The organism is Streptomyces sp. ISL-12 (genome assembly GCF_018614415.1).
In the GTDB taxonomy this organism is placed as follows: domain Bacteria; phylum Actinomycetota; class Actinomycetes; order Streptomycetales; family Streptomycetaceae; genus Streptomyces.
Map to the genome: position 1 here is coordinate 65,067 of NZ_JAGGOO010000007.1, position 15,446 is coordinate 80,512.

At 71.9% G+C, this 15,446-nt stretch carries 13 protein-coding genes; 7 read left to right on the plus strand and 6 right to left on the minus strand.

The genetic code is table 11. The features are described from left to right. Entirely contained in the window at positions 1-1,077 is a 1,077-nt protein-coding gene (locus J7I94_RS01695) for a substrate-binding domain-containing protein (protein ID WP_215164631.1), read from the minus strand. A 210-nt stretch (positions 1,078-1,287) separates the two neighbouring features. Between J7I94_RS01695 and J7I94_RS01700 the strand changes: the two genes are divergently transcribed. Further along, on the plus strand, positions 1,288-3,033 hold the full coding sequence (locus J7I94_RS01700) for an Ig-like domain repeat protein (RefSeq protein ID WP_215164632.1): 1,746 nt from the start codon (positions 1,288-1,290) through the stop codon (positions 3,031-3,033). Between the two features lie 52 nt (positions 3,034-3,085). Here the strand turns inward: J7I94_RS01700 and J7I94_RS01705 are convergent, their stop codons facing one another. The 4 genes from J7I94_RS01705 to J7I94_RS01720 all read right to left on the minus strand — a co-directional run bounded on the left by J7I94_RS01705 (position 3,086) and on the right by J7I94_RS01720 (position 7,787). After that, positions 3,086-3,508, minus strand: coding sequence for a hypothetical protein (locus J7I94_RS01705; RefSeq protein WP_215164633.1), 423 nt, complete (start codon positions 3,506-3,508; stop codon positions 3,086-3,088). Positions 3,509-3,587: 79 nt separating this feature from the next. After that, a complete protein-coding gene (locus J7I94_RS01710) occupies positions 3,588-4,799 on the minus strand; it encodes a pyridoxal phosphate-dependent aminotransferase (protein ID WP_215164634.1) in 1,212 nt (403 codons plus the stop codon). Between the two features lie 75 nt (positions 4,800-4,874). Continuing rightward, on the minus strand, positions 4,875-6,494 hold the full coding sequence (locus J7I94_RS01715; protein WP_215164635.1) for an amidohydrolase family protein: 1,620 nt from the start codon (positions 6,492-6,494) through the stop codon (positions 4,875-4,877). A 12-nt stretch (positions 6,495-6,506) separates the two neighbouring features. Next, positions 6,507-7,787 carry an amino acid deaminase gene (locus J7I94_RS01720; RefSeq protein WP_215164636.1) on the minus strand — a complete coding sequence of 427 codons (1,281 nt, stop codon included), beginning with the start codon at positions 7,785-7,787 and terminating at the stop codon, positions 6,507-6,509. A gap of 254 nt (positions 7,788-8,041) precedes the next feature. Between J7I94_RS01720 and J7I94_RS01725 the strand changes: the two genes are divergently transcribed. From J7I94_RS01725 to J7I94_RS01750, 6 genes are all read left to right on the plus strand, one after another. Continuing rightward, positions 8,042-9,058, plus strand: a complete 1,017-nt coding sequence (locus tag J7I94_RS01725) for a sugar kinase (protein ID WP_215164637.1) — start codon at positions 8,042-8,044, stop codon at positions 9,056-9,058. Next, a complete protein-coding gene (locus J7I94_RS01730) occupies positions 9,055-9,831 on the plus strand; it encodes an IclR family transcriptional regulator (RefSeq protein WP_215164638.1) in 777 nt (258 codons plus the stop codon). Before J7I94_RS01725 ends, J7I94_RS01730 begins: the two co-directional genes overlap by 4 nt. Then, a complete protein-coding gene (locus J7I94_RS01735; RefSeq protein ID WP_215164639.1) occupies positions 9,828-10,238 on the plus strand; it encodes a RidA family protein in 411 nt (136 codons plus the stop codon). Before J7I94_RS01730 ends, J7I94_RS01735 begins: the two co-directional genes overlap by 4 nt. Positions 10,239-10,345: 107 nt before the next feature. Beyond that, positions 10,346-11,797 carry a GntP family permease gene (locus J7I94_RS01740; RefSeq protein WP_251074507.1) on the plus strand — a complete coding sequence of 484 codons (1,452 nt, stop codon included), beginning with the start codon at positions 10,346-10,348 and terminating at the stop codon, positions 11,795-11,797. 70 nt (positions 11,798-11,867) lie between these two features. Further along, entirely contained in the window at positions 11,868-12,413 is a 546-nt protein-coding gene (locus J7I94_RS01745) for a hypothetical protein (RefSeq protein WP_215164641.1), read from the plus strand. Between the two features lie 472 nt (positions 12,414-12,885). Beyond that, a complete protein-coding gene (locus J7I94_RS01750; RefSeq protein WP_215164642.1) occupies positions 12,886-13,896 on the plus strand; it encodes a hypothetical protein in 1,011 nt (336 codons plus the stop codon). A gap of 201 nt (positions 13,897-14,097) precedes the next feature. On the opposite strand, the gene J7I94_RS01755 is transcribed toward J7I94_RS01750, so the two are convergent. After that, on the minus strand, positions 14,098-15,441 hold the full coding sequence (locus tag J7I94_RS01755) for a M14 family metallopeptidase (protein WP_215164643.1): 1,344 nt from the start codon (positions 15,439-15,441) through the stop codon (positions 14,098-14,100). Positions 15,442-15,446 lie beyond the last annotated feature (5 nt).

A 15,446-nucleotide genomic window follows, 5' to 3' on the forward strand; every position in this document is an offset into this window, starting at 1 on the left:
TCATCCACGGGCCCGGCGGGCGATGTCGCGCAGCACCTCGGAGGTGGGCACGGGCGCCTGCCGGACGCCGGTCAGCTGTTGGTTGAGATACGCGGTGTGGTCCTGGGTCGCCCGGGTGAACTCGGCGGTGGCGCCCTGCGGCCGGAACCCGTGCCGGACGGCGAGCCCGCGCAGCTCCGGGTCGCCGGCGAGCAGTTCGCCCAGCTTCCGGCCGTCCTCGGTCAGCGGTACGACCGTGTGGTCGCTGGTCGCGGTGGTGTCCGGGTAGAGGACGGTGAGGTCGCCGACGTCCCGGTCCTCCTGGAGCAGGGCGGCGACCTGGGACTCGTACACCAGCACCAGCGGGTTGCCGACGCCGCTGACGAAGTCCCGGAACGCGGCGTCCGAGCTGGACTGCTGGGCGCCTTGCACCTGGACCAGCTCGCGCATCAGGGGCGCGGTGCGCGCCACGTCCGCGTCGGAGGCGGCGACCCGGTCGCCGCCCGCGACGTAGGAGGCGGCGGCGAGCCACAGGGCGCCGGAGTTGGAGGACTCCGGGTCGGTGGTCGAGACGTAGACCGTCCCGCGCAGCTCCCCGTGTTTCCCGGCGCCCTTGAGCTGCTGCCAGGTGCGGTCGTCGCGGGCGGCGTCCAGGAAGGCGTCGGTCCTCAGGGTGCCGCCGTGGGTGCGGCCGAGGGTCGCCAGGCCGTTCGCCGCCAGTACGTCGGCGGCGGCGCGGTGGGCGACGACGACCAGCGGCGAGTAGAACGGCCGGGGCAGCGGCTCCCGTACGCCGTACCGCTGCGCGAGTTCGTCGGCGGGGGCCTGGCTGGAGGGGAAGGCGAGGTCGTAGCCCTTGAGGTCGAGCTGTTCCATCGCCCAGGACCCGGAGGTCTCGGTGGTCACGGTCCAGCCCTGGGCGGCGAGGGCTTCCACCACGTCCGGGTCGGCGAAGAACTCCGCCTTCTCCGACCCGATCACGGCCCGCACGGTCTTCGTTGCCGTGCTCTGTTCCCCGCTGTCCCGTCCCGCGACGACGGCTGCCACCACACCGCCGACGAGCAGGACCGCGAGGACTATTCCTGCGATACGTCTCACAGGCGGAGCATCCTCGCGGAAGCCGACGTTCCCCGGTGTCCCGGGTGAACGAAGGGTGTCCGGGCCATACCGGTATGCAACAGGAACGGGTCGTTCCGCGCGCCACGCCGAGAAATCCCGCCGTGTCGCGGGGCGTTGCGGTGTACGCTCCCGATCTTGCCGGACCCGAACTGCCGTTCGGGTCATCGACGCATCCTGTGGGGGGAACAGTTGAACAGAGTCCGAGGTACCAGACGCGCCGGCCGTCTCGCGGCCCCGCTGCTCGCCGCCGCGCTCGCCGCCGGCGCGCTGACCGTCACCGCCGCACCGGCCGCGCACGCCGCCGCCTCCGACCTGGTGGCCAAGCTGCCGATCTCCTCGTTCTCGGCGCTGACCGTCGACTCGGAGCACCAGCGCGTGTACGTCGCCGACAGCAACCTGGGCTATTCGTCCAACACCGGTCTCATCGCCGTCTACGACTTCTCCGGTGTGCGGGTCGCCACCATCACCACCACGCGTTATGTCTCCGGCCTGGCGCTGAACACCGACAACAGCGTGCTCTACGTCGGCGGCCAGGGGAGCATCCTGCGGTACGACACCACCACGTACCAGGCGCTCGGCAGCACGTCGGCCAGTTCGGACACCTGCGGGCGCAGCCTGGCCTTCGCGGGCGGCAAGGAGTACCACACGTCGCCGACCGTCACCAGCTACACCTCCGAGTGCGAGGCGACGCTCACGTACCTGGACTACAGCCTGCCCGACAACACCTTGCAGCGCAGCGGCTGGCAGGACTACGGCAAGCTCCAGCTGGAGGCGGGTCCCGGGGACCGGCTGATGATGGGCCAGCCGTCGAACACCAAGGCCGCCAACCCGTTCGTCGCGGTGTTCGACGCGAGCGGGGAGACCCTGGTGCGCACGGCCGGCCGCCGGTTCGCCGACGCCGACGGCAAGGGCGCGCTCAACTTCAAGGACATGGCGTTCTCCGCGGACGGCAGCGAGGTCGCCGTCGCCGACGCGAGCGCGGGGACCCGGCTGCTGAACACCGACGACCTGTCCGACGCCGCGACCGGCTACCCGGCGCTGCCGGCCGGCGCCGCCGCCTCCGCCGTCGCCTTCAGCGGGGACGGGAAGTACCTCGCGCGCGGCGCCTCGGCCTCCGGTGCCACGCCCGACCTGCTGCTCTCGCCCGCCGACCCGCAGGACACGACCCCGCCGCTGGAGTTCGCCTTCGACGGCAGCCTCGACGGCGACCGGGTGGCGCCACGCGGCCTCGAGTGGTCCGCCGACGGCTCCCGGCTGTTCGCGGTCACCACCAACACCGCCGGGAGCCAGTACTGGCTGCACGTCGTCCAGCCGCCGGCCGTCCAGTACGACACCCGCTTCACCGGCGGGCTGACCCACAGCCCCGCCGCGGCGGCCGCGGGCGAGGCGCTGGCGGTGCGCGGCAGGCTGGAGCTGGACGGCCCCGCGCCCACCGAGCCGCTGAAGGTCACGGCGACCCGCACCGACGCGGCCGGTACGCACGAGATCGGCACCGCGACCGTCAAGGCGGACGGCACCTTCACCGTGCTGGACGAGCCGGACCTGGTCGGCGAGGCCACGTACACGGTGTCGTTCCTCGGCGACCTCACCCACCGCCCGGCCACCGACGTCGTCCGGACGGTGTCGGTCGGCAAGGCGGCCAGCTCGATCGCGCTCACCGCCCCGGCGGAGGCGTCGAAGGCCGCCGGCGTGCACATCACCGGCACGTTCAGCGCGCAGGGCGCGGCGCTGCCCGAGCGGGCGGTGCTGGCGGTGGAGCGCACCGACCGGCTCGGCACCGGGACGCTGTCGTCGGTGACGGTCGCCGCCGACGGCACCTTCACCCTCGACGACCTGCCGCGCACCCGCCGGGACACGACCTACACGGTCAGCTGGCCCGGCGACGACCTGCACGCCGGGTCCACCGCGGCGGCGACGGTCCGCGTCACGGGCTGACCCCACGCACAGGGGCACCCCGGGCGTATGTCCGGGGTGCCTCCGTGTCGGATCAGCGGGCGGCGAGCGCGGGCGGCTGAAGGGCCGCCGTGTGGGCGTCCATCCGCTCGGCGGCGAGGATCGCCGCCGCCGTGTCGGCGCGGGAAGCCGCCACCACCAGCGCGCGGCCCGCCAGGGTGTGAGCCCGTCGGTGCAGGTCCGCGAGGCGGGCGGGGTTCTCCGCGGCGGTCAGCGGGATGCGGGCCGGCGCCTCGCCTCCCCGCAGCCGGGCCACCTGCCCGGCGAGCCGCTCGGCCGCCGCGTCCAGCTCGTCGCCGGGCGCCAGCGCCCGCAACTCGTCCGTCACGGCGAGCAGTGCGGCCAGATGGCCCGCGAGCTGGATGTCCAGCTCTTCCTCGCGGGACCGGTGGGGGAAGTCCGGGGTGCTGCCGGCCATCGTGCTGTGGACCGACTTGGTACGGATCGGCTCGTACATGGATGGCCTCCTGACTACATTCAGGAAACCATCCTACATTGGATTGAGTCTAAAGTTGTGTGTTCTCGCGAACCGGACGTCAGGGCTGGCTGTAGCCGTCCAGGAAGCGGCCGATGCGCCCCACCGCGTCCCGCAGGTCCACCGCCGAGGGCAGGGTCACCACCCGGAAGTGGTCCGGCTCGGGCCAGTTGAAGCCGGTGCCGTGCACGACCATGATCTTCTCCTGGCGGAGCAGGTCGAGGACCATCTGCCGGTCGTCCTTGACCTTGAAGACCTCGGGGTCCAGACGCGGGAAGAGGTACAGCGCCCCCTTCGGCTTCACACACGTCACGCCCGGGATCTGGGTCAGCAGCTCGTACGCCGTGTCGCGCTGCTCCCGCAGCCGCCCGCCCGGCAGCACCAGGTCCTTGATCGACTGCCTTCCGCTGAGCGCCGCGACCACCCCGTGCTGGCCCGGCATGTTGGCGCACAGCCGCATGTTCGCCAGGATGGTCAGGCCCTCGATGTAGGACGCGGCGTGCGCGCGCGGCCCCGACACCGACATCCAGCCGACCCGGTAGCCCGCCACCCGGTACGCCTTCGACATGCCGTTGAAGGTGAGCGTCAGCAGATCCGGGGCGATCGACGCGGTCGGGACGTGCACGGCGTCGTCGTAGAGGATCTTGTCGTAGATCTCGTCCGAGCAGACCAGCAGGTTGTGGCGGCGGGCGATGTCGGTCAGCCCGCGCAGCAGCTCCTCGTCGTACACCGCGCCCGTCGGGTTGTTCGGGTTGATGATGACGATCGCCTTGGTGCGGTCGGTGACCTTGCGCTCGATGTCGGCGAGGTCCGGCATCCAGTCGGCCTGCTCGTCGCAACGGTAGTGCACCGCCGTGCCGCCGGACAGTGAGACGGCCGCCGTCCACAGCGGGTAGTCCGGCGCCGGGACCAGCACCTCGTCACCGTCGTCGAGCAGCCCCTGCATCGCCATCACGATCAGCTCGGAGACGCCGTTGCCGATGAAGACGTGCTCGACGTCCGTCTCGATGCCCAGGGTCTGGTTGTGCATGACGACCGCCCGGCGCGCGGCCAGCAGACCCTTGGCGTCGCCGTACCCGTGGGCCGTCGACACGTTGCGGAGGATGTCCTCCAGGATCTCCGGCGGGCACTCGAACCCGAAGGCCGCCGGGTTGCCCGTGTTCAGCTTCAGAATGCGGTGCCCGGCCGCTTCCAGCCGCATCGCCTCCTCAAGAACCGGGCCCCGGATCTCGTAACCGACGTTGGCGAGCTTGGTCGACTGGATCACCTGCATGACCGCGAGCTTACGGCCAGGTAACGGTCGCCGGGCCGTGTTTTCCGCCACGTGGACCGCGCGGTCCGGCCGGATTCACCGGACCGGGTACGGCGTCCGCCGCACCGACCGCCCCGCCAGGACGTCCGTGCGCCGTCCGTCCTCGATCACGAACCGGCCGTCCACCAGGACGTGCGGGATGCCCGTCGGCAGCCGGCGCGGCTCCTCGTACGTCGAGCCCGCCGCGACCGTCGCCGGGTCGAAGAGGACCAGGTCGGCCCGGTACCCCTCGCGGACCAGCCCCCGGTCGGGGAGGCGCAGCCGGGCGGCCGGACGCGAGGTGAGGTGGGCCACGCACTCCTCCAGCGACAGCACGCCCAGCTCGCGCACGTAGTGCCCGAGGTAGCGCGGGAAGGTGCCGTGGGCGCGCGGGTGCGGTTTCGCGCCCTGGAGGATGCCGTCCGAGCCGCCGGTGTGCACCCGGTGCCGCATGATCGCGCGGACGTTCTCCTCGTGGCCGACGTGCTGGAGGATGGTGGGCGCCAGCCGGTCTTCCAGGAGCAGCCGGCGGACGACCGTCCACGGGGTCTCGCCGCGGGCCGTCGCCGACTCCTGGACCGTACGGCCGACGTACGCCCCGAGCGACGGGTCGCCCGTGCCGGAGATCTCGATCGTCTCCCACTCCACGGGCACGCCGTGGCAGCCGTCGGAACCGGTCACCTCCAGGTGGTGCCGGACGCGCTCGGCGGTGTCGTCGTCGGCGAGGCGCTTGAGGATCTCCTCCGGGCCGCCCTCGCTCGCCCAGCTCGGCAGCAGCGCGGCCAGCGTGGTCGAGCCGGGGGTGTAGGGGTACGTGTCGAGGGTGAGGTCGGCGCCGGCGGCCAGCGCCTCGTCCAGCAGGGCCAGCAGTTCGGGGGCGCGGCCCTTGTTGACGCCGAAGTTCATGGTGGCGTGGGCCAGGTGCAGCGGGCAGCCCGCCTCCCGGGCCAGCCGGACCATCTCCGCGTACGCCTCCAGCGCCCCGGCCCCGTAGGAGCGGTGGTGCGGGCAGTAGTAGCCGCCGTACGACGCCACCACCCGGCACAGTTCGGTCAGCTCGGCGTCCTCGGCGTACATGCCGGGCGTGTACGTCAGCCCCGACGACATGCCGACCGCGCCCTGCTCCATGCCCTCGGCGACCAGCCGCCGCATGTGGTCCAGCTCGGCCGGTGTCGCCTCCCGGTCCTCCCAGCCGACGGCGAGCGCGCGCACCGTGCCCTGCGGGATCAGGTAGGCGGCGTTGACCGCGATGCCCCGGTCGAGGCGGTCCAGGTACTCGCCGACCGAGCGCCAGTCGAGGTCGAGGTCGTCACCGGGGCCGTTCCAGCCCGCGATCGCGCGGCGCACCTCGCCGAGGGTGCGGTCGTCGACCGGGGCGTAGGACAGGCCGTCCTGGCCGAGGACCTCCAGGGTGACGCCCTGCGCGGCCTTCGCGCTGTGGTCGGTGTCGCGCAGCAGCGCCAGGTCGCTGTGCGCGTGCATGTCGATGAAGCCGGGGGCCAGGACCAGCCCCTCGGCGTCCAGCTCCCGGCGGGCGGTGGGCCGCTGGCAGCCGGCCGCCGCGGCTTCCTGGACGATCGACACGATCCGGCCGCCGTCGACCACGACGTCCGCCCGGTAGGCGTCCGCGCCGGAACCGTCGACCACGTCGGCGTCCCGGATGACCAGCTCTTCCATGTCGGAGCCCTCCTAGAAGTACGTACGGATGTACTCGACGACCGTCCCGTCCGCCTCCGCGACCGGGATGAGCTGCCACTTGTCGAACGACGTGCACGGATGGGACAGGCCCATCCCGACCCAGTCCCCGACCGCCAGGTCCGCCTCGGCCGCCGTGCGCAGCCAGGCGTGCTGGTCGGACAGGCCGGTCACCGTGACGCCGGTGGCCGGCCGCTCGGCGCCACCGCCTGGGCGGATCACCTGGGCGAAGGGGAGGTGGAGGTCGTACGCCGCGTCCCGCTTGCCCGCGTTGGTGAACGCCTGCTCGGGGGAGGGCCGGGAGACGACCTGGCTCCACAGGCGGAACGCGGGCTCCAGCGCGCCCTCCTCGGGGACCCGGTTGAAGGGGGTCAGCTCGCGGTAGTGCCCGTCGTCGTGCGAGACGTACGCGCCGGAGCGCAGCAGCTTCAGCACGGGCCGGGAGAGGGCGGGGACCTCCGCGAACACGTCGGCCACCGCGTCGAACCAGGCGCTGCCGCCCGCGCTCACCACGATCTCGTCCGCCCCGCCGAAACGGCCCTGCTTGTCCAGGTCGGCCGCCAGGGCCACCAGCCGGCGCAGATACGCCCGCACCCGCTCCGGATCCGCGTCCGGCACCTCGCCCTCGTACCCGGCGACCCCGGCCAGCCGCAGGGCCGGGGCGGCGGTCACCGCGTCCGCGACCGCCGCGCACTGCGCCTCGGTGCGGGCGCCGGTCCGCGCGCCCTCGCCCGCGGCCAGCTCCACGACCACGTCCAGCGGGCGCGCGGCCCCCTCCAGCGCCGCGTCCATCAGCTCCACCCCGCGCACGGAGTCGACGTAGCAGACGAGGCGGAAGTCCGGGTCGGCGTCCTGCTCGGCGGCGATCCAGCGCAGGGCGGCGGCGTCGACCAGTTCGTTGGCGAGGAACACCCGCCGGATGCCGAAGGCCCGCGCCACCCGCACCTGGTGGGGCACGGCGAGGGTGATGCCCCAGGCGCCGTGTTCGATCTGCCGGTGGAAGAGCTGGGGCGCCATGGAGGTCTTGCCGTGCGGCGCGAAGGCCAGGCCGTGCCGGGCGGCGTACGTCTCCATGAGCGCGAGGTTGTGCGCCAGGCGCTCGGCGGACAGGGCCAGCACGGGGGTGGTGAAGCCGCCGGTGAAGAGGTTCCGGCGCTGGGCGGCCAGCTCGGCGACGGTCAGGCCGTGCGCGTCCGGCGGGAGGCCCTTGAAGCGGTGGTCGACGTGCTCCTCGGCCAGGCGGGCGAGGGCTTCGGTACCGGTGTCGAGGGCCATCGGGCCTCCCAGGTCTCGGGTGCTGCGTTGGTCTGAGGTGCTGCGTTGGTCTGAGGTGCTGCGTCGGGCTGGGGTGTTGCGCTGGTACGGGGTGTTGCGCTGACACAGGGTGTTGCGTTCTCTGCAACGCTCATTGCGTATGTCGCTTACCGCTGTCTAACATCTCGGCGAACGCGGGTCAACGGAGCCGCCGCTCGCCGGACACGACAACCCGCCGGACACGACACTCGCCGGACACGACAAGGAGCCTGCCCATGGATGCCGTCGATGTCGTCACGCTCGGCGAGTCCATGGTCACCTTCCTGCCCTCCCGCCCCGGGCGGCTGGCCGACGTCCCCTCCTTCGACCGGGCCATCGGCGGCGCCGAGTCCAACGTCGCCTGCGTGCTCGCCGCCGCCGGCCACTCCGCCCGCTGGGTCGGCCGGGTCGGCGCGGACGGCTTCGGCGACCACCTGGTGGAGACGATCGGCGGCTACGGCGTCGACGTGAGCGCCGTCCGGCGGGACCCGGCACGCCCGACCGGCGTGTACTTCCGCACCGCCGGGGACCGGGGCACCGACGCGCACGAGGTGGCGTACTACCGGGCCGGGTCGGCCGCCTCCGCCATGTCCCCGCGGACGGTGGACCTGGCCGCCGTCCGCGCCGGGCGCGTGCTGCACCTGTCCGGCATCACGGCCGCGCTCTCCGCCGACTGCCTGCGGCTGATGCGGGAACTGACCGCGCGCCACGCGGAACGGCCACGGGTGTCCTTCGACGTGAACTACCGTTCCGGGCTGTGGAGCCGTGCGGCGGGCGGCCCCGAGGTCCTGCTGGAACTGGCGCGGGGAGCGGACATCGTGTTCGTCGGGGACGACGAGGCCCGCGACGCCTGGGGCCTGCGCGGCGCGCGGGCCGTGCGGGACGCGCTGCCGGAGCCCGAACTGCTGGTCGTCAAGGAGGGCGCCGCCGGTGCCACCGCCTTCCACGGCCCGGACGCCACCTCCGTACCGGCCCTCCGCGTCGACGTCGTCGCCGCCGTGGGCGCCGGTGACGCCTTCGCCGCCGGATTCCTCTCCGCCACCCTGCGCGGACTGCCGGTAGGGGACCGGCTGCGCCACGGCCACCTCTGGGCCGCCGCCGCCCTCACCGTCCCCGGCGACCTCGCCCCGCCCCCGGCCCGCGACCTGGCCGACCGCCTGGCCGCCCTGGACGAGCGGGCATGGGGGAGACTGCGACTCGGCCCCGGCTGGACCCGTGCCGAGAAGGCCGACGAGGAGGTACGCACCCCATGAGCCAGACCGTCGACCGCGCGCTCAGCATCCTGCCGCTGCTCGCCGAGGGCCCCGCCGACCTCGGCCGGGTCGCCGACGCCCTCGGCGTCCACAAGTCCACGGCCCTGCGCCTGCTGCGCACCCTGCACGAGCACGGCTTCGTCTACCGCCAGTCCGACCAGCGCTACCGCCTCGGCTCCCGGCTGATCGCCCTCGCCCAGGAGGCGATGGAGAACCTGGACGTCCGCGAGATCGCCCACCCCCACCTCGTACGCCTCAACGAGACCTGCGGCCACACCGTCCACCTCGCCGTCTACGAGGAGAACGAGGTCCTCTACATCGACAAGGTGGAGAGCCGCTACCCGGTCCGCATGTACTCCCGGATCGGCAAGCCCGTCGCCATCACCGTCGCCGCCGTCGCCAAACTGCTGCTGGCCGACCTCCCCGAGGGCGAGCGGCGCGCGGTCGTCGAGCAGCTCGACTACCCGCTGTACACGTCCCGTTCGACACCGAGCGCCGACGCCTTCCTGAAGGAGCTGGCCAAGGTGCGCGAACAGGGCTGGGCCACCGACCTCGGCGGCCACGAGGAGTCCATCAACTGCGTCGCCGCACCCGTCAGGGACGCGGCCGGCCGGGTGGTCGCCGCGATGTCGGTCTCCGCGCCGAACGTCGTCGTCACCGCCGACGAACTCCTCACCCTGCTCCCGCTGGTGCGCCGTACGGCGGACGCCATCAGCGGCGAGTACTCCGGCAGGACCCCCGCCTCAGCCTCAGCCAAGGAAGTCACCGCATGACCGAGAAGACCGCGCTCACCCCCTCCACCCACACCGTGCCGCCGGCGAAGTTCAGCCACGGCGTGAAGAAGGGGAACATCCTCCAGGTCGCCGGCCAGGTCGGCTTCCTCCCGCACGAGGAGGGCAAGGCCCCGACCCCGGCCGGCCCCACCCTGCGCGAGCAGACCCTCCAGACCCTCGCCAACGTCAAGGCGATCCTGGAAGAGGGCGGCGCGAGCTGGGACGACGTGATGATGATCCGTGTCTACCTCACCGACGTCGACCACTTCGCCGAGATGAACGAGATCTACAACTCCTACTTCGAGGAGCAGGGCCTCACCCAGCCCCCGGCCGCCCGCACGACCGTCTACGTCGGCCTGCCCGCCGGACTCCTCATCGAGATCGACGCGCTGGCCGTACTGGGCTGACCGTCCCTCTCTGCTCGTCCGCGTACGGCGCGGCGCTCCCCGCACGGGGCGCCGTGCCGCGATCCCCCCTGCCCGAAAGCTCCATGCACCTCTCCAGAGGACCCCCTATGTCCGAGTCCCCGTCCCACACCGGCGGCCTGCTCCTCCTGATCGACGGCACGGCCGGTCTGCTGACCGTCGCCGCGATCGGCATCGCGCTGCTGCTCTTCCTCATCATCAAGGTCAGACTCCAGCCGTTCGTCGCGCTGCTGGCCGTCTCCATAGCCGTCGGCCTGCTCGCCGGGCTGTCGGTCACCGAACTCTTCGGCACCGTCCAGAAGTCCGACGCCGTCTCCACCATCGAGTCCGGGATGGGCGGCATCCTCGGCCACGTCGCCATCATCATCGGCCTGGGCACCATGCTCGGCGCGATCCTGGAAGTCAGCGGCGGCGCGCAGGTGCTGGCCACCCGTCTGCTCGGTCTCTTCGGTGAGAAGCGGGCGCCGCTCGCCATGGGCCTCACCGGCCTGATCTTCGGCATCCCGGTCTTCTTCGACGTCGGCATCTTCGTCCTCGCCCCGATCGTCTACGCCGCCGCCAAGCGCTCCGGCAAGTCGGTCCTCCTCTACTGTCTGCCGCTGCTGGCCGGCCTCTCCATGACCCACGCCTTCCTGCCGCCGCACCCCGGCCCGGTCGCCGCCGCCGGACTGCTCCACGTCGAGCTGGGCTGGGTCATCCTGATGGGCGTCGTCTGCGGCGTCCCCGCCGTGCTGGCCGCCTGGGCCTGGTCCGCCTGGATCGGCCGCCGCCTCTTCGTCGCCGTACCGCAGGACATGGTGGAGGCCGCCGAGGAGGCCAAGGCGGCCGTCGTCGCCGAGCAGCGCGCGGCGGGCGTGACGCCGAAGGAGACCCCGGTGCCGCTCGGCACGGTCCTCGGCATCATCGGCACCCCGCTGGTTCTGATCCTCGCCGCGACTTTCTCCTCGATCGTCCTGGACCCCTCCACCGGCCGCTCGGTGATCGAGTTCTTCGGCAACCCGTTCGTCGCCCTCACCCTCGCCCTGTTCCTCGCCTACTACCTGCTCGGCGTCCGGCGCGGCTGGTCCCGCAAGTCCCTGGAGACCGTCTCGACGTCCTCCCTCAAGCCGGTCGGCAACATCCTGCTGGTCGTCGGCGCGGGCGGGGTCTTCGGCGCCGTCCTCAAGGGCAGCGGCGTCGCCCAGGCACTCTCCGACACCTTCGACGGCGTCGGCCTCCCGGTGATCGTCCTCTCCTACCTGATCTCCCTGGTGCTGCGCGTCGCCCAGGGCTCGGCGACGGTGGCGATCGTGACGACGGCGGGCATCGTGGCCCCGCTGCTCGCGGAGGGCGACCACTCCCAGGCGTTCACCGCCCTGGTCATCATGGCCATCTCGGCCGGCTCCATCTTCGCCTCGCACGTCAACGACGGCGGCTTCTGGATGGTCGCCAAGTACTTCGGCATCAGCGAACGGGACACGCTCAAGTCGTGGACGGTGCTGGAGAGCGTGCTGTCGGTGGCCGGGTTCGCGGTGGCGGCGGTGCTGAGCGTCTTCGTGTAGCCGCATCGTCGTTGTAACGATGCCGGGGGCGGCTGTGTGCGGCACAGGTTCGTCGACCATACTGCCCGCTGTGGAGCAGCGCATTGGATCGAGCAGCCAGCCCCTGGAGGGCGCCGGGTTCGACCCGGCCTTCATCCCCGGGCTCACCGCGCCCGGGTCCGGCGAACCGGAGGACGTGAAACCGGCGGACGCGGGGCGGGAGGAACCCGAGCCTGAGCCCGAACAGGCTCCCGAACCGGCCGAGGCGGCCGAGGAGTCCCAGGAGGCTCAGGAGGAACCGTCCGCCGACGGCCCGGTCTTCGAGGCGGCCGACCGGCGCGCCCGGATCGTCGCCGACCACCGGGGCGTACGCCTGGCCCTGGACGACCAGGAGTGCGAGTTCCGCTGGGACGAGATCGGCGCGGTCGAGACGGAGACGCCCCGCTTCGGCAAGCGGTTCACCGTGACCGTGCACACGCCGGAGCGGCGCTGGTACTACCTGGAGATCGAGGCCGCCTCCCGCAGCCGCTTCGCGGAGTGGGAGACGGCGCTCGACGCGGTCCTGGACGCGTACTTCGAGGACGCCGGGGACGCCGAGGGCGAGGCGGACGACAAGGAAGCGGCAGCGGCGTCCTAGGGTCCGTTTTCGAGTGGATCCCGCCCAGAGCGGGAACGAGGCGCGAGAGACCGCCACTTCGTACGCGGACGCCGGCAGCGGCGCAGAGCCGCAGTTGCCCGTTCGAGCAGCCGGTGCTGCCCGGGAGTACCTGGGCGGCGGGGGAGGGTGTCGTGTAGGAAGTTGAGGATCACACATCATCGGAGGCGTTTCCTTGTACAGCCGTGAGAGCGCCAGGACAGGCGGAACCGAGAAGGCCGCGCGTTCACCCCACCGGTCCGGTCCGGCCCTTCCCGGACAGATGCAGGGCCGGCTCGGTCTTCAGCGGTCGGCAGGCAACGCGGCGGTCGTACAGATGCTCCGTCAGTCCGGGCACTCATGGGCTCAGCCCGAGCAGCACCAGCACTCCGCCGGCTGCGGCCACCGGGGGCAGCGGAGCGCGGCACCCGCCGAAAGCAGCGGCGGGCCGGTCGAGCGCGCGATCCAGCGGCGAGTGAGCCTCAGGGACGAGCAGAATCCGCAGAACAACCGGGAGTTGCGCAGCGAGGGAAGCGTTCAGGCATTTCTCGCACAGCACGGCGTCTCGGTACTCGATACCGTCACGTCCGGCATGGGTGCGTCCGTCACTCCCCAGACGGCGTTTGTGGGGTTCAGAGTCGGCGGAGTGATCAAAAGCTTCGTAGCCGATGAAATGGATCGTGTCTACGATGACAGCAGGGCCGGCGCGCAGGAGCTGGCCAAGGACATCGCCAAAGAGATCATCAAATCCCTCACGCCGCCACAAGCGCAGCCCGGTCTCTCCACTCCGAGCGCGATGCCGCAGCAGATGAACCAGCAGCAGTCGGGTGGCAGCAATCCCGGAGCGTCCTCGGGCACTCGGGGGCACGAGGTTGCCGACGTGCTGGCGCAGTGGGCCCGGCAGAGGTTGGCTCAGCACACGCCGGACAACCCGTACCTGACGGGGCTGGAGAAAGGCGTGAAGTCGGCTGTCACCGGTCGTGCCGCCGTGTTCACCGAGCCTCTGCCGAGTATGGAGAGCACGGCGGAAGGGGCGCGCTGGGCTGCCTGGGCCCTGATTGTGGGTGAGGAGAGGGTGCGCCAGGCAGTGGCGCAGGCCGCACAGGAGGCGAGTCCGGACGAGGCCCAGAAGCTGCTGGCTCAGTTCGACAGCACGCTGGAGGCCAAGAAGCAGGAAGCGGCGGGGAGTGTCATCGGCTCCCTGGCGACGGGTGGGCTGATCGGCCAGGCTGCGAACGTCGTCCCGCACCCTGCCGCCAAGGTGGCGCTCAAGGCTACTGCGACGCTCGTCGGAGGTCTGGCTGCCGCCAAGAAGCTCGGCGACGGTGCGGACGCCGTCAAGACGATTGAAACGGTCAGCCCTCAGACCTACCAGAAGCTCGTGAAGGCTCGTAACCAGGCGCTGGACAAGGCCGCCGAACAGCACCTGGCGAGGAGCAGGGAGCAGATGCATGAGCAGATGAGGGACTTCGGCCCCTTCGGGTGACCCCTGCGCCCATGGCAGGCCCCGTCCCCGCCAACGAGCGGGGACGGGGCGGCGGTCCGCGCGTACCCGGCCGGATTTCCGGCCCGCGCCATCCGCCCCAGCGGACGCAGATCCGGTCGAGGGTCTCCGGTACGAGGTCCTCGGCGAGGCGGGTGTCACCGTTTCATGGAGCGGTGAACGGTGACCGCCTCGCCATCGCCGTCAGCAGTACTGCGCGGACTTCCCTATGGACCGGTACATGCAGTCGGCGTTTTCCAGGAGTTGCAGCACCGCGTCCCGGTTGCGGGACGTCTCCCGCTCGATGACCTCGTCGGGCGGGTAGAAGCCGCCGCCGGAACTGGACGACGGGTACATCTCGAAGGTGTACCCGAAGATCTTCTGGTTCCCCCACAGCCAGTCGTCGATCGACCCGTCGGTGATGTACAGGTCGCTGGACTGCTCCGCCGTGTAGCCGTTGCTGGCGGCCATCTTCTGCCCGACCGCCGCGAAGGCGCTCCGGTCGTCGGCCGTCATCCCGGTGGTGGTGTCGGCGGTGGTGTAGCCGAAGGGCCACAGCACCAGTTCGCTGTACGTGTGGAAGTCGATGCCCGCCTTGATCTGCTGCACCCCGCCGACGACCCGGCTGCGCACGAAGTCGGCGACGACCTTCACCTCGGGCGCCGACTCGCCGGCCGAGCCCCGGTAGGTCTCGGAGGACGGCGAGCCGGAGGAGCCGCCGCAGCAGCCCCAGCGGTAGGCCCAGTTCCGGTTCAGGTCCGTACCGACGTACGAGGAACCGGAGTTGGGCTGGCGGTTCTTGCGCCAGGACCGGTAGGAGCCGGTGGCGATGTCGTACTCGCCGCCGTCCGGGTTCATGTCCGGCACGATCCAGATCTCGCGGCCGTTGACCATGCTGGTGACCCGGGAGTCGGAGCCGTAGCCCGCCCCCAGCTCGCGGATCAGGTAGAGCGCCATCTCCACCGTCAGGTGCTCGCGGGCGTGCTGGTGGTGGGTGAAGAGCACCTCGGGCTCGTTCTCGTCCGACGCCACGTTGTCGCTGATCTTGACGGCGACGATGTCCCGGCCCTGGTACGACTTCCCGATCACCCGCTTGCTGATGATGCCGGGGTACGCCGCGATCCGGGCGTCGATCTCCGCGGTCATCTCGGCGTAGTTGTGATAGCCGGAGTCGGCCGAGGGGAAGTCGAGGAGCCGTACGTCGTCCGCGCCGGCCGAGCGGTCGGGGACGGCGCCCAGCGGGGTGACGTCGTAGCCGAGCCGCTTCAGCTCCTTGATCTGGTCGGCGCGGCCCGAGACGAAGACCGAGTGGTCGTCGGCGTCGTCCACCGTGACGCCGGTGCGCTGGATCGCGGTGCGCGACGCGGAGTCCGAGCGGGTGCGCACCTCGTACGGGCGGATGTCGTCCGCCGACGGGGCGGCCTCGCGGGCGCTGTCGGCACCGGCCTCGGTCGTCCCGGAGAGCGGGGCGGCGAGGGCGAGCGCGAGGAGGGCGGCGAGCGCGGCCCAGTGTCTGCGGCTGCCGGGGCCTCGTGAGCGAAGTCGCATGAAGT